The sequence below is a fragment of the Aliiroseovarius sp. S1123 genome (assembly GCF_023015885.1).
Taxonomy (GTDB): Bacteria; Pseudomonadota; Alphaproteobacteria; order Rhodobacterales; family Rhodobacteraceae; genus Aliiroseovarius.
In genome coordinates this window covers 398,000-415,908 of the sequence record NZ_JALKBE010000003.1, presented here as the reverse complement: position 1 = coordinate 415,908, position 17,909 = coordinate 398,000, and the positions used below count along the sequence as shown (strand labels likewise).

20 protein-coding genes are annotated in these 17,909 nt (G+C 59.1%); 10 read left to right on the top strand and 10 right to left on the bottom strand.

Annotation, left to right across the window (positions count from 1 at the left end; translation table 11 throughout):
• Positions 1–3: 3 nt before the first annotated feature.
• The 4 genes from MWU53_RS08835 to MWU53_RS08820 are packed head-to-tail and all read right to left on the bottom strand — an operon-like array spanning position 4 to position 2,610.
• Complete coding sequence (locus MWU53_RS08835) at positions 4–195, bottom strand: Trm112 family protein (protein WP_133485500.1); 192 nt, start codon at positions 193–195, stop codon at positions 4–6.
• On the bottom strand, positions 192–836 hold the full coding sequence (locus tag MWU53_RS08830; protein WP_247092500.1) for an LON peptidase substrate-binding domain-containing protein: 645 nt from the start codon (positions 834–836) through the stop codon (positions 192–194). Before MWU53_RS08830 ends, MWU53_RS08835 begins: the two co-directional genes overlap by 4 nt.
• Positions 837–863: 27 nt before the next feature.
• Positions 864–1,766 (bottom strand): thioredoxin, encoded by a 903-nt coding sequence (gene trxA, locus MWU53_RS08825; RefSeq protein ID WP_247092499.1) that lies wholly within the window; start codon positions 1,764–1,766, stop codon positions 864–866.
• A gap of 55 nt (positions 1,767–1,821) precedes the next feature.
• Positions 1,822–2,610: an exodeoxyribonuclease III gene (locus MWU53_RS08820; protein ID WP_247092497.1), complete on the bottom strand. Its 789-nt coding sequence runs from the start codon at positions 2,608–2,610 to the stop codon at positions 1,822–1,824.
• Positions 2,611–2,841: 231 nt separating this feature from the next.
• Here MWU53_RS08820 and MWU53_RS08815 point away from each other — a divergent pair, with 231 nt between their 5' ends.
• Complete coding sequence (locus tag MWU53_RS08815; RefSeq protein WP_247092494.1) at positions 2,842–3,714, top strand: LytTR family DNA-binding domain-containing protein; 873 nt, start codon at positions 2,842–2,844, stop codon at positions 3,712–3,714.
• A gap of 10 nt (positions 3,715–3,724) precedes the next feature.
• Here the strand turns inward: MWU53_RS08815 and MWU53_RS08810 are convergent, their stop codons facing one another.
• Positions 3,725–4,102 (bottom strand): VOC family protein, encoded by a 378-nt coding sequence (locus tag MWU53_RS08810; RefSeq protein ID WP_247092492.1) that lies wholly within the window; start codon positions 4,100–4,102, stop codon positions 3,725–3,727.
• An 86-nt stretch (positions 4,103–4,188) separates the two neighbouring features.
• Here MWU53_RS08810 and soxR point away from each other — a divergent pair, with 86 nt between their 5' ends.
• The 3 genes from soxR (at position 4,189) to MWU53_RS08795 (ending at position 6,051) form a co-directional block, all read left to right on the top strand.
• Complete coding sequence (gene soxR / locus MWU53_RS08805; protein ID WP_247092490.1) at positions 4,189–4,653, top strand: redox-sensitive transcriptional activator SoxR; 465 nt, start codon at positions 4,189–4,191, stop codon at positions 4,651–4,653.
• 77 nt (positions 4,654–4,730) lie between these two features.
• Positions 4,731–5,441 carry a VIT1/CCC1 transporter family protein gene (locus MWU53_RS08800; RefSeq protein ID WP_247092489.1) on the top strand — a complete coding sequence of 237 codons (711 nt, stop codon included), beginning with the start codon at positions 4,731–4,733 and terminating at the stop codon, positions 5,439–5,441.
• Positions 5,442–5,580: 139 nt separating this feature from the next.
• Positions 5,581–6,051 carry a hypothetical protein gene (locus tag MWU53_RS08795; RefSeq protein WP_247092488.1) on the top strand — a complete coding sequence of 157 codons (471 nt, stop codon included), beginning with the start codon at positions 5,581–5,583 and terminating at the stop codon, positions 6,049–6,051.
• Positions 6,052–6,131: 80 nt separating this feature from the next.
• On the opposite strand, the gene MWU53_RS08790 is transcribed toward MWU53_RS08795, so the two are convergent.
• Positions 6,132–6,818, bottom strand: coding sequence for a response regulator transcription factor (locus MWU53_RS08790; RefSeq protein WP_247092487.1), 687 nt, complete (start codon positions 6,816–6,818; stop codon positions 6,132–6,134).
• A 151-nt stretch (positions 6,819–6,969) separates the two neighbouring features.
• Between MWU53_RS08790 and ribA the strand changes: the two genes are divergently transcribed.
• Positions 6,970–8,049 carry a GTP cyclohydrolase II gene (ribA, locus tag MWU53_RS08785; protein ID WP_247092548.1) on the top strand — a complete coding sequence of 360 codons (1,080 nt, stop codon included), beginning with the start codon at positions 6,970–6,972 and terminating at the stop codon, positions 8,047–8,049.
• A 20-nt stretch (positions 8,050–8,069) separates the two neighbouring features.
• Positions 8,070–8,558 carry a L,D-transpeptidase family protein gene (locus tag MWU53_RS08780; RefSeq protein WP_247092547.1) on the top strand — a complete coding sequence of 163 codons (489 nt, stop codon included), beginning with the start codon at positions 8,070–8,072 and terminating at the stop codon, positions 8,556–8,558.
• A gap of 117 nt (positions 8,559–8,675) precedes the next feature.
• Here the strand turns inward: MWU53_RS08780 and MWU53_RS08775 are convergent, their stop codons facing one another.
• Positions 8,676–9,329: a YggS family pyridoxal phosphate-dependent enzyme gene (locus MWU53_RS08775; protein WP_247092486.1), complete on the bottom strand. Its 654-nt coding sequence runs from the start codon at positions 9,327–9,329 to the stop codon at positions 8,676–8,678.
• Positions 9,330–9,421: 92 nt separating this feature from the next.
• On the bottom strand, positions 9,422–10,252 hold the full coding sequence (locus MWU53_RS08770; RefSeq protein WP_247092485.1) for a porin: 831 nt from the start codon (positions 10,250–10,252) through the stop codon (positions 9,422–9,424).
• A 294-nt stretch (positions 10,253–10,546) separates the two neighbouring features.
• Between MWU53_RS08770 and MWU53_RS08765 the strand changes: the two genes are divergently transcribed.
• The 4 genes from MWU53_RS08765 (at position 10,547) to holA (ending at position 15,384) form a co-directional block, all read left to right on the top strand.
• Positions 10,547–11,071 carry a DUF3576 domain-containing protein gene (locus MWU53_RS08765; RefSeq protein WP_247092484.1) on the top strand — a complete coding sequence of 175 codons (525 nt, stop codon included), beginning with the start codon at positions 10,547–10,549 and terminating at the stop codon, positions 11,069–11,071.
• Between the two features lie 152 nt (positions 11,072–11,223).
• A complete protein-coding gene (gene leuS / locus MWU53_RS08760; protein WP_247092483.1) occupies positions 11,224–13,878 on the top strand; it encodes a leucine--tRNA ligase in 2,655 nt (884 codons plus the stop codon).
• Positions 13,865–14,362: an LPS assembly lipoprotein LptE gene (lptE, locus tag MWU53_RS08755; protein WP_247092481.1), complete on the top strand. Its 498-nt coding sequence runs from the start codon at positions 13,865–13,867 to the stop codon at positions 14,360–14,362. The genes leuS and lptE overlap by 14 nt, the downstream gene beginning before the upstream one ends.
• The gene (gene holA, locus MWU53_RS08750; protein ID WP_247092479.1) at positions 14,359–15,384 is read left to right on the top strand and encodes a DNA polymerase III subunit delta; all 1,026 of its coding nucleotides are present in this window, start codon (positions 14,359–14,361) and stop codon (positions 15,382–15,384) included. The genes lptE and holA overlap by 4 nt, the downstream gene beginning before the upstream one ends.
• On the opposite strand, the gene MWU53_RS08745 is transcribed toward holA, so the two are convergent.
• Complete coding sequence (locus tag MWU53_RS08745) at positions 15,381–16,556, bottom strand: TIGR03862 family flavoprotein (protein ID WP_247092477.1); 1,176 nt, start codon at positions 16,554–16,556, stop codon at positions 15,381–15,383. The genes holA and MWU53_RS08745 overlap by 4 nt on opposite strands.
• A complete protein-coding gene (locus tag MWU53_RS08740) occupies positions 16,553–17,878 on the bottom strand; it encodes a mechanosensitive ion channel domain-containing protein (RefSeq protein ID WP_247092475.1) in 1,326 nt (441 codons plus the stop codon). Before MWU53_RS08740 ends, MWU53_RS08745 begins: the two co-directional genes overlap by 4 nt.
• Positions 17,879–17,909 lie beyond the last annotated feature (31 nt).

The following is a 17,909-nucleotide window of genomic DNA, read 5'->3' as shown; positions in this document are numbered from 1 at the left end:
GCATCACTCTTCGATCTTGCGCGCCTCATCCACCAGCATAACCGGGATGCCGCCACGGATCGGGAAGGCCAGATTGGCAGCTTTCGACAGCAGCTCTTGCTTGTCGGCATCATAGGTCAGCTGCGTCTGCGTCACAGGGCAGACAAGCGCCTCGATCATGCGACGATCAAACTTGGTTTCAGCTGGGGTGGTCATTGTACTTTCTCCTCGCCCGCGCCTTTGCGCAACGCAAATTCCATAAGAGTTACAAGGGTTTCGCGGCGCGTGGGCAGCGATGGTGCCTCAAGCAGCGCCTGTTTGTCTTCGGGTGCAAAGGGGCACAACATGGACAGGGCATTGATCAACAGCTCGTCCTCGGCCGATTCAAGGCTTTCCCAATCGGTCTGCAATTCCTGCAGATTGAAATAGCGGGTCAACAGCGCCAGAAACGTCTCGCGGTTTAGGCCTGTATCATGTTCGGGCTGGCCAAGGTCGCGGTCAAAGCTGTCCCACCCCATCTGCGCCTTCAGATAGGGCGTAAAGCCCGTTTCGACCTGCCCCAAACGAAAACGCGACACGCCAGTCAGCGTGACCATATAGCGCCCGTCTTCGGTTTCCGTGAACGAGGTGATCCGACCAGCGCACCCAATGCTGTGCAGCCGCGTATCCTCGCCGCATTCTTCGCCAATGGGCTGGATCATGCCCAGCAGCCGCTGGGGCGTTTTCAGCACATCGTCGACCATCGCAAGATAGCGCGGTTCGAACACATGAAGGGGAAGCCGGCCACGGGGCAAAAGCAACGCGCCCGGCAAGGGGAAGATCGGAAGGGTATCCGGCAAGTCAGCTGATGAGATCATGACACCAGTCTAGCGCGACTTTTCCATTCACACAAAGATCATCGACGACAGCTTGCGACGACCGGTCAAGGCGATCGGGTCCTTGGCGTCCAAAGCGTCGAAAATGGTGAACAGCTGCAGCTTGGCGGCCGCGTCATTCCAGTCTCTATCCCTGCGGAAAAGCTCTAAAAGCTCGTCCACGGCGCCTTGCACATCACCGTCTGCATTCAGCGCAACGGCCAGATCAAACCGCGACTGGTGATCGTCGGGATTGGCGTCGACAGCCGCACGCAGCTCGGCCACGGGACCCGCGTTTTCGGCCTGACGCGCCAGTTCGATCTGGGCGCGGACAGCCTCGAGTTCCGGCGCGTCCGAGATCTCGGCGGGGGCGCCATTCAGAGTCGCCTCGGCGTCATCGGCATTGCCAACAGCCAAATGGGTGCGGGCCAGACCGGCATAGGCTGCGGCCGAGTTCGGGTCTTCTTCAAGGATCGCGGCATAGGTTTGGGCGGCGTCCTGAACTTCGCCTGCCTCCAGCATCTCATCGGCAGCAGCAATGGCATCCGCCAGACCACCATCACCGCCAAGCGCCGCAACGCGGTTGACGAATTCCTTGATTTCGCTGGGCGGCACTGCGCCTTGGAAGCCATCCACAGGCTGGCCCTGAAAGAAAGCATAGACGGTCGGGATCGACTGCACGCGCATCTGGCCTGCGATCATCTGGTTCTCATCCACGTTAACTTTGGCCATGCGGACTTTGCCGCCAGCCTCGGTCACGGCAGCTTCCAAAGCTGGGCCAAGCGTCTTGCACGGGCCGCACCACGGCGCCCAGAAATCGACGATCACCGGCACCTCTTGCGAGGCCTCGATCACGTCCTGCATGAAGGTCGCTTCGCCCACATCCTTGATCAGTTCCACGCCCGCAGACGCGCCGTCCAGTCCGAATTCCATGGCTTTGGCTCCGTTTAATAGGTTTACCGCTTATATGGCGCGTGTCAGGCCAGTTTTAAAGGTCAAACGTCGCGAAGACCGGCGCGTGATCCGACGGCTTTTCCCAGCCGCGCGCGTCGCGCACCACCCGCGAGCCGTGACCTGCGTTCGAGATATCGGACGTGGCCCAAACGTGATCCAGACGACGACCTTTGTCGGCGGCATCCCAATCGCGGGCGCGATAGGACCACCAGCTGTAAAGCTGCCCTTCGGGAATATCCTGACGGGTGATGTCGACCCAACCAGCCGCGTCTTGCACATCGCCCAGCGCTTCAACTTCGACCGGCGTGTGGCTAACCACTTTCAAAAGCTGCTTGTGCGACCAGACGTCATCTTCGCGCGGGGCGATGTTCAGATCGCCCACAAGGATCGACTTCTGCGGTTTCTCGCGCCCGAAATGGTCACGCATGTCGGTGAGGTAATCGAGCTTCTGGCCAAATTTCTCGTTCAGCTCGCGGTCCGGCACATCGCCGCCCGCAGGAACATAAAAATTGTGAACCGTCACGCCATTTTCCAGCTGCCCAGCAATATGGCGCGCGTGGCCCAGATCAGCGAAATCAAAGCTCTCGGCCTCGACCATCGGGATACGCGATAGGATCGCAACGCCGTTATAGCCCTTCTGCCCACGGGCCACCATGTGCGTATACCCCAGCGCCTTGAACCCTTCGAGCGGGATCTTCTCGACCGGGCTTTTGCATTCCTGCAGACACAGCACATCCGGCGCTTCTTCCTCGAGCAACTTCAGCACGATCGGCTCGCGCAGACGGACCGAGTTGATGTTCCAAGTGGCAAGGGTAAAGCTCATCGCGCGTCTTCCTGTTGATGGTCGCATGAGCCAACAGTCTTGCCAGAAAAACGGGGCTGGCACCATTCAGAAATTTTTGCAACTTTAGTATAGAAAAGAGCGCCAAGTGCGTTGGCACAATGGCGCTCTTACATCATGGTGAAACCAGTTACTCTACCCATCCTGAAACAGCCAACATGCCAAACAGCATAATGACGCCCCTGCACGCTCCATGACTAAGAATCTGATCGCATGAGACCCCAAGCAAATACAGCCCGTTGGAATGAAATGCATGTAATTGCCATCAACGGCACACGCGTGCGCTGTCATTGGGGCGTACTGCATCGGCTGATCCTCTCGGGGCAAATGAACGGCACGTTCATTTTGGTCGCCCTTGCGCTGGCGACATTCAAATCCACCCTGTTCGAGATCCCCACCCCCTACCTGACCCGGATCTTGTTCTGGGTAATCGGGGTCTATCTGACCGTCGTGTTTTGGTACGCAATGATCCGTGTGATCCATCTGATCCTGAATCGCCTGCGAGCCAACATTGCCGTGATCAACTATCCCGTTACCGCAGCGGCAACCATTGGTGCCGTGTTCGTCAGCACCTTCCTGATCAACCTGCTGACGCAGAGCACGTTCCTTTATGAAAACCTGACTTGGGCTGATTTCTCTCGCAATCTGCTGATCGCTGCATTGGTCGAACTTCTAACCGTCACAAGCATTCTTCCTTTCTTCTGGGAAGGCACGCCGCCCTCGCCAGAACTGGTTGATGCGCCCGAACCAGCCCCGCAGCTCGACACCATTCGGTTCGAGGATAAGGACATTCACCTTCCCTCGCTTCTGCATGTCCAATCACAGGAACACTATCTGGAATTCGTCTTCGAGCAGACGAAATTCCTGCTGCGCGGCGCGTTGAAGGACTTCGTGGCACTGTGCGACCACAGCCATGGCATTCAGTGTCATCGCTCGCATTGGGTGGCGAGGAAGGCGGTGACCGGCCGCAAGCGTCAGGACGGAAATCCGGTGCTGCTTCTGTCCAATGCCACCGCCGTGCCCATCGCGCGCGGCAGGCTGTCGGACGTGAAAACTTGGTTAGAGCAACACCGGCCCGGGATCTGATCCATATGCATCAAGCGTAGGACACAACCTCCCATTCGACGCCATCATGATCATCGAAATAGAACCGCTTTCCCGGCTCGTAATCGGCGTGGTTATGCGGGGTGAACCCAGCCGCCTTTACGCGTGTTTCGGTCGCGTCGATGTCGTCCACGACCACCCCCACATGGTTCAATCCGGCGCGGGTCGTATAGGAATGCTGCGGGTCCTTCATCGCCATGTTGGGCGTGTATAGAGCCACATATGACCCCTCGTCGCCCACATGCGCGGTGTATCCGCCAGACATCGCGTCGCCCTCCCACCGGGTGGTCCATCCGAACACGGCGCCCAACCATGCGGCGGTTGCTTTCGGGTCTGATACAGTCACATTCACATGCTCTAGATTTGCCATTTTGGCCTCCTTGATCTTTGGTGCGACTCGGTTGATAATTCCTAAAGCTAACTTTAGCTCAAGCTTTTTCTTTCAAGGGGATTCACATGGAACGCAGAAACGAGATTTCCATTGGCACCTTGGCCAACCGCACCGGGCTCGCCGTGTCCGCGATCCGGTATTACGAAACCCAGGGTCTGGTCGCGCCGGAACGCAATGCGGGCGGGCAAAGGCGGTTTTTGCGGTCTGATATCCGTCGCCTGAGCTTTGTAATGATCGCGCAGAAATTCGGCTTCACGCTGGATCGTATCCGCGAGGTCATGTCCCGCCTGCCCCAAAGCCGCACGCCCACCGCCAAGGACTGGACCGAAATCTCGCAGGACTTCCGCGCGGAACTGGACGAACAGATACAGGCTCTAACCCGCCTGCGCGACAAGCTGGACGGCTGCATCGGTTGCGGCTGTCTGTCTCTGGACCGATGTGCTCTGTATAACCCCGACGATGTAGCAGCGGATAAGGGCGCGGGGCCGCGGTATCTGATGGGGGATGAGGCGGTTAGGCCCGAGGACTAAATTCGGTTCGCATCCCTTGATCTGCCTTAAGGCGGCACAAGGGATACTGGTTCAAGCTTCCCTGAAGGAGAGCACCTATGACCGATCACGGACACAGCCAACAGGAAATCACCGACCGCATCGGATCGCCTCCCGGGCGCGGCGTTTTGAAGGATGCAGTCTATGGTGCGATTGACGGCGCAGTAACCACCTTCGCCATCGTGGCGGGCGTGGCCGGGGCCGGGCTGTCGCCGTTGATCATCGTCATTCTGGGGCTGGCGAACGTGCTGGCCGACGGGTTTTCCATGGCCGCCGCGGCCTATTCCGGGACCAAGGCGGAACAGGACAATTTCCAGCGCATCCGAAAGATCGAAGAGGATCACATCGCGCGCAATCCCGAAGGGGAATGGCGCGAAGTTCGCGAGATCCTGTCGCAGAAAGGCCTGTCAGACCAAATCTTGGACGAGGCCACGGACGCCATCACCAAGGACAAGGAAAACTGGATCGCGATGATGATGGAGGGCGAATACGGGTTGGGCGGAATAGACCCTAACCCGCTGCGATCCGCCACAACGACCTTCGTTGCCTTCCTAATCGCCGGCATGGTCCCCCTGCTGCCATTCATCCTCAAACTCGAGGATGCCTTCACCGTGTCCGCGTGGATGACCATGGCCAGCTTCTTCGCCATCGGCGCCTTGAAAAGCCACTGGTCGCTCAGCCCGTGGTGGCGGTCAGCCTTTGAGACCCTGCTGATCGGAGGCGCGGCGGCGGCACTGGCATATGGGGTGGGAAGTTTGTTCAACACATAAGGGGCGTCTCGAAACAAATGGACTATCTACACTGATCCATTTAGTGCTTTGAAACCCATTAAGCCGATTATTTAGTAAAGACGAAATTGAATTGCCCAATAATTTTATATCACTCAAGCAAAAATGGAGTGACGACAGGTTGCTTGAGTTTGAAGTCACCGTGAGCGTGGATGGAAATCTGTTTCGCAACACGGTTTACACTGACCTTCAGAGCATTCGCGAGAACATCACCAACCTAGCCGCCCTGCTTAACAACAACCGAACGCATTCCGACACCTCATTTGGCGGTGAAGGTGGGGAGGTTGCAAATGGATACTACCACCAAGTCGTGAAGGCAGACATTCGTGGGCGTGTTTACATCTCGACCCATCAACAGAGTGACTTCGGAGATAGCACAAACCGGAAGATTGCGCATGAAGCCAAGCTTCATCTAGTTTCGGAACCGGCGTTTGTTGACAGGTATATCAACGCGTTGGAGGCTGCGTGTAAGCACGCCGAGAAAAGCTATTTCCAGGATCCCGAAAGCGACCTTGTGATAGATGGTACGTTTGTTCTTCAATGCCTAGAGATCGACAAAGAGTTCGATCCCGAACTGCACACAGTCCTTTAGCACTCGAAAAACCGGGCCCAATGAGCCCGGTCAGTCTTTCAGGGAGGAAATGTGCCCATAACCTCGGGCACAGGAGGATTCTAAGCGTTCAGACGATAGCCACCGCTTTCCGTCACCAGCAGCCGCGCGTTCGAGGGGTCGGGCTCGATCTTCTGGCGCAGACGATAGATGTGGGTTTCAAGCGTGTGGGTGGTGACGCCCGCGTTATAACCCCAGACCTCGTGCAAGAGCACATCGCGCGCCACCACGCCATCGGTCGAGCGATAAAGGAACTTCAGGATGTTGGTCTCTTTCTCGGTCAGGCGGACCTTGCGGTCATCCTCGGTCACCAGCATCTTCACCGACGGCTTGAAGGTGTACGGCCCAAGCTGGAAGACAGCATCTTCGGACTGTTCATGCTGGCGCAGCTGGGCGCGGATACGCGCCAGAAGCACCGGGAACTTGAAGGGCTTGGACACATAGTCGTTGGCGCCCGCGTCCAGACCCAGAATGGTATCTGCATCGGTGTCATGACCCGTCAGCATCAGGATCGGGCATTTCACACCCTGCTTGCGCATCACGCGGCACAGCTCGCGCCCATCGGTGTCAGGCAGGCCCACGTCGAGGATCACAAGATCATAGAGTGCTTCCTTGGACTTGGTGATCGCCTCGGCCCCGTTTCCGGCTTCGAACACGTCAAAATCCTCGGTCATTAGCAGCTGCTCGGCCAGCGCTTCGCGCAGATCCTCGTCGTCATCTACCAGCAAAATCTTCTTCAACGTGGACATGGCGCCCTCCTTTGTCGTGTTGCCTTCAGATTTGTGGGCGCGCACGGAAATGACAAGATATGCAACAAAACTCTCACGGCCTCGTGTCAATTGACCGGGAAATGTTTCATATCGTGTCAGAACCGCCTATCTAGGGCACGAGAGGATCATGATGACGCTTGCCCCGAACCAGACCGAGCTTCTTGCCCGCGCCCGTGCCGATCTGCGCATGGGGGTGCCGGTCGTGTTACGACTGGATGGCCGCGATGTCGTCGCAGCGGCGGCCGAGACCTTATCTGCCGGGCGCTTGGACAGCCTGCGCGCCTTGGGGGACGCTGTTCTGGCGATCACGCCGCGCCGCGCCGAGACATTGAAGGCGCGTGCCTATTCCGACCGCGTGGCCCGGATCGAACTGCCGTCCGATGCCGATACACGCTGGATCGCCTCGGTCGCTGACCCGGCGGATGACCTATCACACCCGATGAAGGGCCCTTTCCGCACCTGTCGCGGCGGCGACGATGCGCTAGAAGCGCACGCCATCGCGCTGTGCAAAACGGCGCAGCTTTTGCCCTCGGCTTTGGTGGTTGAAACGCAGGATGCCGATGCCTTGGCCCTGTCGTATGGCCTGACACTGGTGCATTTGAACCCGGAAACGCTCCGCGATCTACATCTGGCGCCCGTCGTCCATGCCCGCCTGCCCATGCAGGTATCCGAGGCCGGGCGACTACACATTTTCCGCCCCGAAGACGGCGGCGAGGAACACTATGCCGTGGAAATCGGCCGCCCCGCACGCGACAAACCGGTATTGGCGCGGCTGCATTCGGCCTGTTTCACCGGCGACGTTCTGGGAAGCCTGAAATGCGATTGCGGCCCGCAGTTGAACGCGGCGCTGGCGGCTATGGGGGCTGGTGGTGCGGGTGTACTGCTCTACCTGAACCAAGAAGGTCGCGGCATCGGACTGGCAAATAAGATGCGCGCCTATTCCCTGCAAGATCAAGGGTTTGACACGGTTGAAGCCAACCACCGCCTTGGCTTCGAAGACGATGAACGCGACTTCCGTATCGGGTCCGAGATCCTGAAATCCATGGGGTTCACTCAGGTCAAATTGATGACCAACAACCCACGCAAAGTGGCGATGATGGAAGACAACGGCATCAAAGTGGCTGAACGCGTGCCGCTGAAAGTCGGCGAAGGCGCGCATAACGCGGCCTATCTGGCGACGAAAGCCAAGAAATCCGGGCACCTGCTGTGACACTGCCACGCCGCCACGACATGGTCGTCACCCGTTGGGGTGCGCGCTTCATGGGGCGGCGTTTTCCCGTGGCGATCGGGCGCGGCGGCATGACCGATAACAAGCACGAGGGCGACGGCGCAACCCCGCGCGGCGTTTGGCGGCTGGTGGGCGGCAGCTTTCGCGCAGATCGGCTGGCCCATCCCGATACCCTGTTCGACCTGAACACCATTGGCCCGATGGACATCTGGTCCGACGATCCCGCAGATCCCGCCTATAATCACGGGCTACGCGCACAAAACTATGCGCCCAGCCACGAGAAACTGCGCATGACCGCGCCGCTTTATGACGTGGTGCTGTTCAGCGATTGGAACTATCCGAACGCCACGCCCGGCAAAGGCTCGGCCATTTTCGTGCATCAGTGGCGCAAACCGCGCCACCCAACGGCGGGCTGTCTGGCCTTCGCGCCGAAAGACCTGCGCTGGATCCTCGCGCACTGGACCCCGCACAGCCGGATCATCGTCCGTTAAGCGCATTTTCTTGCCAAAAATATCCTGGGGTTCGAAGGCTTCTTGGAAACTGTCCGGGGGACAGTTTCGCCTGAGAACGGGCGGAGCCCACAAGCGCAGGCTCGAGGGGCAAAGCCCCTAGGAATAGTCCCGTTCGCCAAAGATCGCCGAGCCAACCCGCACATAGGTCGCGCCCTGCGCAATCGCGCGATCGAAATCGCCGCTCATCCCCATCGACAGACCTTTGAGCCCGTGCTTCTTCGCCAGCTTGGCCAGAAGCGCGAAATGCAGGCTGGGTTCTTCGTCCGTGGGGGGGATGCACATCAGCCCCTCGACCGGCAGGTTCAATTCGCGGCACAGCGCGACAAGCTCGGCCAAGTCGCTGGGCAACACGCCGGCTTTCTGCTCTTCCTCGCCGGTGTTCACCTGAATGAACAGACGGGGGCAGTGGCCCACTTCCTCGGCAATACGCGCAATGGCGCGGGCCAGCTTGGGACGGTCGACCGAGTGGATCACGTCGAACAGTTCAATCGCCTGCCGGGTCTTGTTGGTCTGAAGCGGGCCGATCAGGTGCAGCTCGACTCCATCAAACTTTTCCTTCAGGTCGGGCCATTTGCCTGCGGCCTCTTGCACCTTGTTTTCACCGAAGACGCGATGGCCCTCTTCCAACACCGCAACCACGCGCTCCAAAGGCTGAACCTTGGACACGGCAATCAGTTGCGCCGATCCCGGGGTGCGGCCCATGCGCGCCTCTTCCTTGGCGATGCGGGTTTGAATGTCTGAAAGTGCCATGGGTCATCCTGTCTTATACTTGCAAACAGGTTTCCCAAAAGAAAAGAGCGGGCGCAAGGCCCGCTCTTCCCTTACCAAATAATCCGTTAGGATTAGAAGGACATGTTGATGCCCAGATCGGCAACAGTGGTGGTGCCGTCGTCTGCAACACCAGCGTCGATCGAAGCGCCGCCACCCAGGTCGTACGAAACGCCCAGACCGTAAACGTCGGCCGACAGGACGCCATCGCTCAGGTTCGAGTAAGCTGCGGTGATGGTTGCTGCACCCATGGTGTAACCAGCGGTTACGCCGATAGCGGTGACGTCAACGTCGCTCGAACGCGAGTACAGAGCGTTCAGGGCTACGTCACCGAAGTTGCCGCCAGCTTTTACGTGGAAAGCGCTACCTGCGGCCAGATTGCCCCAGTCATCGTAGCCGATGCCGAAGTTGTAGTCGCCCATGGCGTAGGTTGCAACAACCGAGAATACTTCGGTGTCCTGCATGTCGTACGACAGAGCTACACCGAAGTCACCGAACGAACCGGTGTACATGATGTTGCCTTGGTCAGCAGCGTCGATCAGAACTTCTGCAACGTTGTCGGTACCCAGACCCGAGTAACCGATGTCGCCCAGACCCAGTTTAGCGTCCGAAGCCGAACCAACAGCGCCAACGGTCAGTTTGCCGAAGCCGCCTTCAACGTGCACTTCGGTGTCACCAACAGCGGTGCCGCCGTTGTCTTGGGTGATGTCGAAGTCTGCGCCGAACGACAGGCCGCCGTCGGTTTCACCGGTCATCGAAACCGACAGAGTGGTGTAGTAGTCAGGGTTCCAGTCGGAACCGTCGTATACAACACCAAAGCCAGCTGCGCCCGAGAAGCCAATCTCAGCAGAAGCGATACCAGCGGTTGCGACCAGAGCGGTCGAAGCGATCAGAATCTTTTTCATTTCGTTTTCCCTCATGAATTTAAGAGTTCGCCTCAATTCAGGGGAATCCGAATTGAGTATGCATCGTTCAATCCACCTTTCCGCTGCTCATTGCAAGCCGACTGAAACGTCGAAAACCGAAAGTCGGGCGTATTGGTGCTTTCATGCCACAGTTTCATTCTCGCAGTCGGCGAAAACCCGCAATATCAAGCGATTCTCTAAATATATGACTCATATAAGGCGCTTGGGAAAACGCTTGCCCGCCCGCAGGGGCTTATATACTAACAAGAGGAATTTTACTTATGGGGCTGTTTCATGGGCATCCTTAAAACGTCTGCTTTTGGTCTGTCATTGATCGCTATGCTTGGTCTTTCTGCCTGTGGTGGCAGCCGTGGATCTGTTGGCTCTGCCGGATCGGGCAATATTTTCGGGGGCGGCTCGAACGCGCAGCAACAAGGCGGTGGTCTTGGCCATACCCCTGAGGCTGAAGAACCGCGCGAAACCATCTGGGATCTGTTCAAGAACGTAGACGACCCCAACACCACGGTCGAAGTTAACCGCTATATCTGGAATGCATCGCTGGATGTGCTCAGCTTTATGCCCGTTCAGGCCGCTGATCCGTTCTCGGGCATTATCGTGTTTGGTTATGGCCGCCCGCCGGGTGGCGGTGCGTCGTACAAAGCCACAGTATATGTGCGTGACCCCGCGCTGGACGCGCGCTCGCTGTCGGTCGCACTATATACGCGCAGCGGCCCTGCCAGCGCCGAAGCCGTCCGCAAGGTCGAGGACGCGATCCTGACTCGTGCCCGCCAGCTACGTATTCGTGACGGCAAGCTGTAAAAGCATGTCGCTCAAAAGTGGGAACCGGTTTTGAGCTTCTCGGACATGCGTCATCAGCCAATAGGGCCGAAGGCCCTAGACCCGGATCGACCAGACTTATAAGACATGCGCCGGGCCCATAGCCCGGCGTTTTCACATCAAGGACCTGACGAATGTCGCGATACACTGCCGCAGATATCGAACCGAAATGGCAAAAAGCCTGGGACGAGGCCGGAATTTTCACCGCCAAGCGCGATGAATCGAAGCCGAAATATTATGTGCTCGAGATGTTCCCCTATCCGTCAGGCCGGATTCATATGGGTCACGTGCGCAACTATACGATGGGCGACGTGATCTCGCGCTATAAATCGTCCTGCGGGTTCTCGGTTCTGCACCCGATGGGTTGGGACGCCTTCGGGATGCCTGCTGAAAACGCGGCGATGGCGCAGGGCGGCCACCCCGGCACATGGACCTACGACAACATCAAGACCATGAAGGGCCAGATGCGTCCGCTGGGTCTGTCGATTGACTGGAGCCGTGAATTTGCCACCTGCGACCCGGAATATTACGGCCAGCAGCAGGCGATGTTCATCGACTTCATGGAGCGTGGTCTGGTTTATCGCAAGAACGCCACGGTGAACTGGGATCCGGTCGACATGACCGTGCTGGCCAACGAACAGGTCATCGACGGCTGCGGCTGGCGATCCGGCGCGCCGGTCGAACGTCGCGACCTGACGCAATGGTTCTTCAAGATCTCGGATTACTCGGGTGAATTGCTGGACGCGCTGGATGGCTTGGACAACTGGCCCGAGAAAGTGCGCACCATGCAGGCCAACTGGATTGGCCGCAGCCAAGGTCTTCAGTTCAGCTTTGAGCGCACCGATGGCGGCGAGTCGATCGAGGTCTATACGACGCGCCCCGACACCCTGAACGGTGCCAGCTTCGTCGGCATCTCGCCCGATCACCCGATTTCCAAGGCGCTCGAGGCCGAAAACCCCGAGATCGCCGCACAGCTTGTCGAAATGCGCAAGGGCGGCACCACCGCCGAGGCCATCGAGACCGCCGAGAAGCTCGGCTATGACACCGGCATCCGCGTGAAACACCCGCTGAACCCGGACTGGGAGCTGCCCGTCTGGATCGCGAACTTCATTCTGATGGATTACGGCACCGGCGCGATCTTCGCCTGTCCGGCGCATGACCAGCGCGATTTGGACTTCTGTCGCAAGTATGACCTGCCGGTCGTCGACACCTTCCTGTCGCTGGAAAACCCCGCACCCGTCGAAAACGAAGCCTTCGTGCCGCCGAAAACCGAAAAGGTGAAATGGGTCGACCACTTCGCCGGTCTGGACGAGGCGACTGGCGAGGAAGCCATCGACGCCACGGTGAAATTCGCCGAAGCCGCCGGCTGGGGCACAGGCGTCGAAAAATTCCGCCTGCGCGACTGGGGCCTGAGCCGCCAGCGTTACTGGGGCTGCCCGATTCCCGTCGTTCACTGTGACGATTGTGGCGTGGTGGCCGAGAAGAAAGAAAATCTGCCGGTCAAACTGCCCGAGGATGTCACATTTGACGTGCCCGGCAACCCTCTGGACCGTCACCCGACCTGGCGCGACTGCGCCTGCCCGTCTTGCGGCAAGCCCGCCAAGCGTGAAACCGACACGATGGACACCTTCGTCGATTCGTCTTGGTACTACGCGCGCTTTACGTCTCCGAACGCTGCGACGCCGACCGATCTGGAAGAAGCCTCCTATTGGATGAATGTCGACCAATATATCGGCGGCATCGAGCACGCGATCCTGCACCTTCTGTACTCGCGCTTCTTTGCCCGCGCGATGAACATCTGCGGCCATCTGCCGGATTCAGCCCGCGAGCCGTTCAACGCGCTGTTCACGCAGGGCATGGTGACCCACGCGATCTATAAGTCGATTGCAACAACAGAAGCCGGGGATCCACGTGGTGAAGGAGTTATATACTCAAAGTACCACTATCCCGAAGAAGTCGTATTCGCATCGAAAAATGGTGAACAGGTAGCCATCCTTGCTTCTGAAATGGTGGAAGATAATGTCGACCCCACTGACGAACAGCAACGCTCAGACTACGTTGAAGTGGTTGGTAGGACGGAGATTGAGATTATCCCCTCGGCCAAGATGTCGAAGTCGAAAAACAACGTGGTCGACCCGGTGAACATCATTTCGGCCTTCGGCGCTGACACCGCCCGTTGGTTCGTGTTAAGCGATTCGCCCCCCGAGCGTGACGTTGAATGGACCGCATCCGGTGCAGAAGCCGCCGCCAAGCACTTGGCCCGCGTGTTCGCCACCGCCGTAAAGATCGCAGATATGGATGACGCCGACGGCAATGACGAAGAGCTGCTGCGCGCCATGCACAAGGCCATCCACGATGTGACCATGGGCATCGAAAGCTTCGGCTTCAACGCCGCCATCGCCAAGCTCTACGCCTTCCAAAACGCCATTTCGAAATCGAAAGCAGGCGGCAAGGCGCAGAAGCAGGCCATGCGCACCATGGCGCAACTGATGTCGCCCATGACCCCGCACCTCTCGGAAGAGGTCTGGTCGATGCTGGGCGGCGAAGGTTTGGTCGCACAGGCCGCGTGGCCCGTCGCCGACGAGGCCATGCTGGTCGAGGACACCGTCACCCTGCCCATCCAGATCAACGGCAAGCGCCGTGCGGAAATCAGCGTGCCCAAGGACATGGACAAAGCCGAGGTTGAAAAACTTGCGCTGTCCGAGGAAGCTGTCGTCAGGGCGCTGGATGGTAAGGCCCCGAAAAAAGTCATCGTTGTTCCGGGACGTATTGTGAATGTCGTGGTCTGATCGCCGCCATTTTTTGAAAATCTCCGCCGCTGCCGCGCTTTTGTCCGGCTGCGGCTTCACCCCGGTCTATGCGCCGGGCGGCTCGGCTGACGGGTTGCGTGGGGCGGTGACCATCGCCGCACCCAGCGATTCCAACAGCTACGAGTTCGTGAAGCGGATGGAAGAACGACTGGGCCGCAATCTGGCTGCGCCATATCGGTTGGGCTATACGATCACCACACGCTCGGAAGGCGTCGGTGTGACGCCCGCGCAGGAAATCACGCGTACGCAGGTGATGGGCGCAGTCGAGTTCACCGTGACCTCGGTCGCGACGGGTGACGTGGTTGAAAAAGGTGCTGTCTCGAACTTCACGTCTTACTCGACCGAAGGCTCGACCGTATCGACCGCCGCCGTCGAACGCGACGCGAATCGCCGTCTGATGGTGCTGTTGGCCGATCAGATCACCACGCGCTTCTCGGCCACGTTCTCGGGCTGGGCCGAATGAAGCTCTCCCCCCGGGACGCCAGCGGCTATTTCGCCAAGCCTGATCCCAGGCAGATGGGCGTGCTGATTTTCGGGGCAGACGCGATGCGCGTGGCGCTGAAACGGCAAGAGCTGATTGCCAACCTGATCGGCCCAAATGGCGAAGAGGAAATGCGCCTGACCCGCATTCCTGCCGCCGATCTGCGCAAAGACCCCGCAATGCTGTCGGATGCGATCAAGTCGCAAGGCTTCTTCCCCGGCCCGCGTGTGGCCTTCGTGGAAGACGCCACAGACATGCTGGCCAAGATCATCACCCCCGCCATTGCCGACTGGCAGGAAGGCGATGCACAAGTCGTGGTGACCGCCGGATCGCTGACCGCCCGCTCGGCCCTGCGGAAGTTGTTCGAGGGGCACCCGAATGCATTTGCCGCCGGCATCTATGATGACCCGCCCTCGCGGGATGAAATCGAGGCCGATCTGAAACGCTCTGGCGTCGGACAGGTTAGCCCCGAGGCGATGAACGACCTGATGGGTCTGTCGCGCGCTCTGGATCCGGGGGATTTCCGGCAGACGGTGGAAAAGCTGGGGCTGTATAAGCTGTCCGATCCCGCGCCCGTCACGCCCGACGATGTGCTGGCCGTTGCCCCGGCCTCGACCGAGGCCGCGCTTGACGACCTTCTACATGCCGTGGCCGAGGGTCGCGCGGGTGAAATAGGCCCTATTCTTGCCAAACTACAGGCCCAAGGCGTCGCGGCTGTCGGGCTGTGCATTGGTGCCACCCGCCATTTCCGCGCGCTTCATGGGGCAAGTTCCGATCCGGCAGGACCGGGGCAAGGCATCAACCGCCTGCGCCCGCCCGTGCATTTCAAATCGCGCGACCGGATGGTTCGGCAGGCCAACAAATGGGGTCTGCGGCGCTTAGAAAAAGCACTTGAGGTGCTGATTGATACAGATTTGAAGCTGCGTTCCGCCCAGAAGGCCCCGCAGATGGCGCTGATGGAGCGGACCTTGATCCGACTGGCAATGATGAGTGGCCAGCGTTAGGCTAAGGTATATGCCGCTGCAGCACGCCCGGCATGACGCCCGGTCGCGAAACAGGTGGTCAACAGATAGCCGCCGGTCGGGGCTTCCCAATCCAGCATTTCACCGCAGGCAAACACGCCCGGCAGCGCCTTGATCATCAACCCGTCGTCCAACGCATCGAACGGTAGCCCCCCTGCGGTCGAGATCGCTTCGTCCATCGGGCGCGGGCCTTGGTGAGTGATCGGCAGGGCTTTGATGAGAGCGGCCAGCTGGGTGGGATCAGACGGCAAAGGCCGCGAAAACTCCTGTAATAGAGACGTTTTTACGGGATCCAGCTTCAGCGTTTTGCGCAGGTGGTTGGACAAGCTGGCCTTGCCACGGGGGCGGGACAAACGGGCGGTGATATCGTCGAGTGAGCGGCCGGGTAGAAGATCCAACGTCAATGGCGCACCCTCGCGCATCGCGCGGCTGACCGCATAAATCGCAGACCCTTCGATCCCCTGCGATGAAATCACGAACTCGCCCAGAACCGATTGATCCCCGGCGGTGACGCGTACGGATTTCACGGGGTGTCCGAAGTGACGCACCATATGGTCGCTCCACGCGACGACGAACCCCATGTTGGTAGGCTGGAACGGCACGCAAGAAATGCCATTTTGGGCAAGAATAGAGACCCATTTTCCATCAGACCCCAAGCGCGACCAGCTGGCCCCGCCCAGCGCGAGGACGGTGACGTTTGGCCGTAAGGTTTGCGGACCTTCAGGCGTGTCAAACTGCATCGCACCGTCTGCGATACCAACCCACCGCCAGTTCCGGCGCAGCTCCACTCCGGCCTGATCTAACCGCGCAAGCCAATTTCGAAGCAGGGGGGACGCCTTCATCACCTTCGGAAAAACGCGCCCCGATGACCCGGTAAAGACCTCTTGCCCATGCGCTTTCGCCCATTCCTGAACTTCCTCGGGACCGAAACCGCCCACGATCTTCCGCAGGCTATCTGGTCCGTGAATATGGGCCAAAAACGCTGAAATAGGCTCGGATTTCGTCAGGTTCAGACCCGATTTCCCGGCCATCAGGAACTTGCGCGCGGGCGAGGGCTTGGCGTCGGCAACGATAACGGACAGCCCCGCCATCGCCAACTCCTCGGCTGCCATCAGCCCTGCCGGGCCCGCCCCAATGACCAGTGCGGATGTCACGAGGGTTTCACCCCGTCACCCAGCATCTCGACCACGCGGTGCGGATAGGGGATTTCGATGTCGTTGGCCTTGAGCGCCTTCCAGATCTGCATCATGACGCGCGGCGTGAACTTGTTGCGGCCATCGTCGATGCCGTTCACCCAGAATTCCAAGGCGAAATCGACGCCGCTGTCACCAAAGGCGCGTAGTTCGCAATCGGGCATGTGCTCTTCGCTGTCGGTCAGGATGAAGTCCAGCTCGGCCACGGCCTTTTCGATGATGTCCGGCACGGCCTCGATATTGGCCTTATAACTGACCGAGAACGGCGCTTCGTAGCGGTTCGCACTGCCCGCATCCGAATAATTTACAACACGAGTTGTGATGAAATGCTCGTTCGGGACGACGATCCATTTGCCGTCAAATGTCTCTAATATGGCGGCGCGGGCGGTCATTTTAACGATGGTGCCGGCCTCGCCCCCGTCCAGTTCAACGTAATCCCCGACGGTCGCCTGCCCTTCCAGCAGAAGGATGATTCCCGAAATGAAGTTCGAGGCGATCTGCTGCAACCCGAAGCCTAGCCCGACGCCAATCGCACCCCCAAGCACCGCGAGCGAGGTCAGATTGACCCCCATGATGTTCATCAGAATCAAGAAGGCGGCACCGAAAATCGCGATCTCGGCGGCTTTGACCGCCAATTCACGCGTGGCCGGGCGCATCTCTTCCTGTTTCTTGATGGCCTGAGCGGTTTGGTCGTTTGACCACCGGCCCAGCCAGAAGATGACACCGCCCAGCACGGAGAACCGGATGGCGAACAGCAGCGAGAAGCTCATGTTCCCCAGCGGAACGACGGTTTCGTCCAGCTTGGTGGTCACAAGATCCAGCAGCCCGACGGTATAGAGCGCAGCCATCGGGATCAGGATGTACTTGGCCAGAAGCTTCAAGAACGGATCCTTGATGATGTGCTGCGCAAAGGCGCGCACCGCCAAGAACAGGAACACGCGTTTCCCGAAGGCGATCACGGCGCCAGAGCCGAAGATCGAGCGTGTGACCTGTTCGCCCATCGCAGTAAACGCCCACGCCAGCAGCGGCATGGTCAGCGGCAGGAAGATCAGCGCAAACAGGCGGACCTTGGCAATCGGGTGATTGCGGTCGCCATTCGGGGTCAGGATGCGGGTCAGGAACGGCTCGAGCTTCTTATCGGTAAAACGCGCAGCCAGATACGCAATGACCAGCAATCCCAACTGAGACCACGCGGCAGGTGACAGGAGCCAGCCCTCGGCGATTTCCCACCCTTGGTTCAGATAGCCCAGCGCGGTGTCCACGATCTGAGGTCGATTTTCCATCTGCTGTCCCTTGCCTTCACGCGATCACTGA

Coding starts and splice junctions, on each gene's coding strand:
- MWU53_RS08835 (WP_133485500.1), bottom strand. CDS start 195: ATGACCACCCCAGCTGAAACCAAGTTTGATCGTCGCATGATCGAGGCG.
- MWU53_RS08830 (WP_247092500.1), bottom strand. CDS start 836: ATGATCTCATCAGCTGACTTGCCGGATACCCTTCCGATCTTCCCCTTG.
- trxA (WP_247092499.1), bottom strand. CDS start 1,766: ATGGAATTCGGACTGGACGGCGCGTCTGCGGGCGTGGAACTGATCAAG.
- MWU53_RS08820 (WP_247092497.1), bottom strand. CDS start 2,610: ATGAGCTTTACCCTTGCCACTTGGAACATCAACTCGGTCCGTCTGCGC.
- MWU53_RS08815 (WP_247092494.1), top strand. CDS start 2,842: ATGAGACCCCAAGCAAATACAGCCCGTTGGAATGAAATGCATGTAATT.
- MWU53_RS08810 (WP_247092492.1), bottom strand. CDS start 4,102: ATGGCAAATCTAGAGCATGTGAATGTGACTGTATCAGACCCGAAAGCA.
- soxR (WP_247092490.1), top strand. CDS start 4,189: ATGGAACGCAGAAACGAGATTTCCATTGGCACCTTGGCCAACCGCACC.
- MWU53_RS08800 (WP_247092489.1), top strand. CDS start 4,731: ATGACCGATCACGGACACAGCCAACAGGAAATCACCGACCGCATCGGA.
- MWU53_RS08790 (WP_247092487.1), bottom strand. CDS start 6,818: ATGTCCACGTTGAAGAAGATTTTGCTGGTAGATGACGACGAGGATCTG.
- ribA (WP_247092548.1), top strand. CDS start 6,970: ATGACGCTTGCCCCGAACCAGACCGAGCTTCTTGCCCGCGCCCGTGCC.
- MWU53_RS08780 (WP_247092547.1), top strand. CDS start 8,070: ATGGTCGTCACCCGTTGGGGTGCGCGCTTCATGGGGCGGCGTTTTCCC.
- MWU53_RS08775 (WP_247092486.1), bottom strand. CDS start 9,329: ATGGCACTTTCAGACATTCAAACCCGCATCGCCAAGGAAGAGGCGCGC.
- MWU53_RS08770 (WP_247092485.1), bottom strand. CDS start 10,252: ATGAAAAAGATTCTGATCGCTTCGACCGCTCTGGTCGCAACCGCTGGT.
- MWU53_RS08765 (WP_247092484.1), top strand. CDS start 10,547: ATGGGCATCCTTAAAACGTCTGCTTTTGGTCTGTCATTGATCGCTATG.
- leuS (WP_247092483.1), top strand. CDS start 11,224: ATGTCGCGATACACTGCCGCAGATATCGAACCGAAATGGCAAAAAGCC.
- lptE (WP_247092481.1), top strand. CDS start 13,865: ATGTCGTGGTCTGATCGCCGCCATTTTTTGAAAATCTCCGCCGCTGCC.
- holA (WP_247092479.1), top strand. CDS start 14,359: ATGAAGCTCTCCCCCCGGGACGCCAGCGGCTATTTCGCCAAGCCTGAT.
- MWU53_RS08740 (WP_247092475.1), bottom strand. CDS start 17,878: ATGGAAAATCGACCTCAGATCGTGGACACCGCGCTGGGCTATCTGAAC.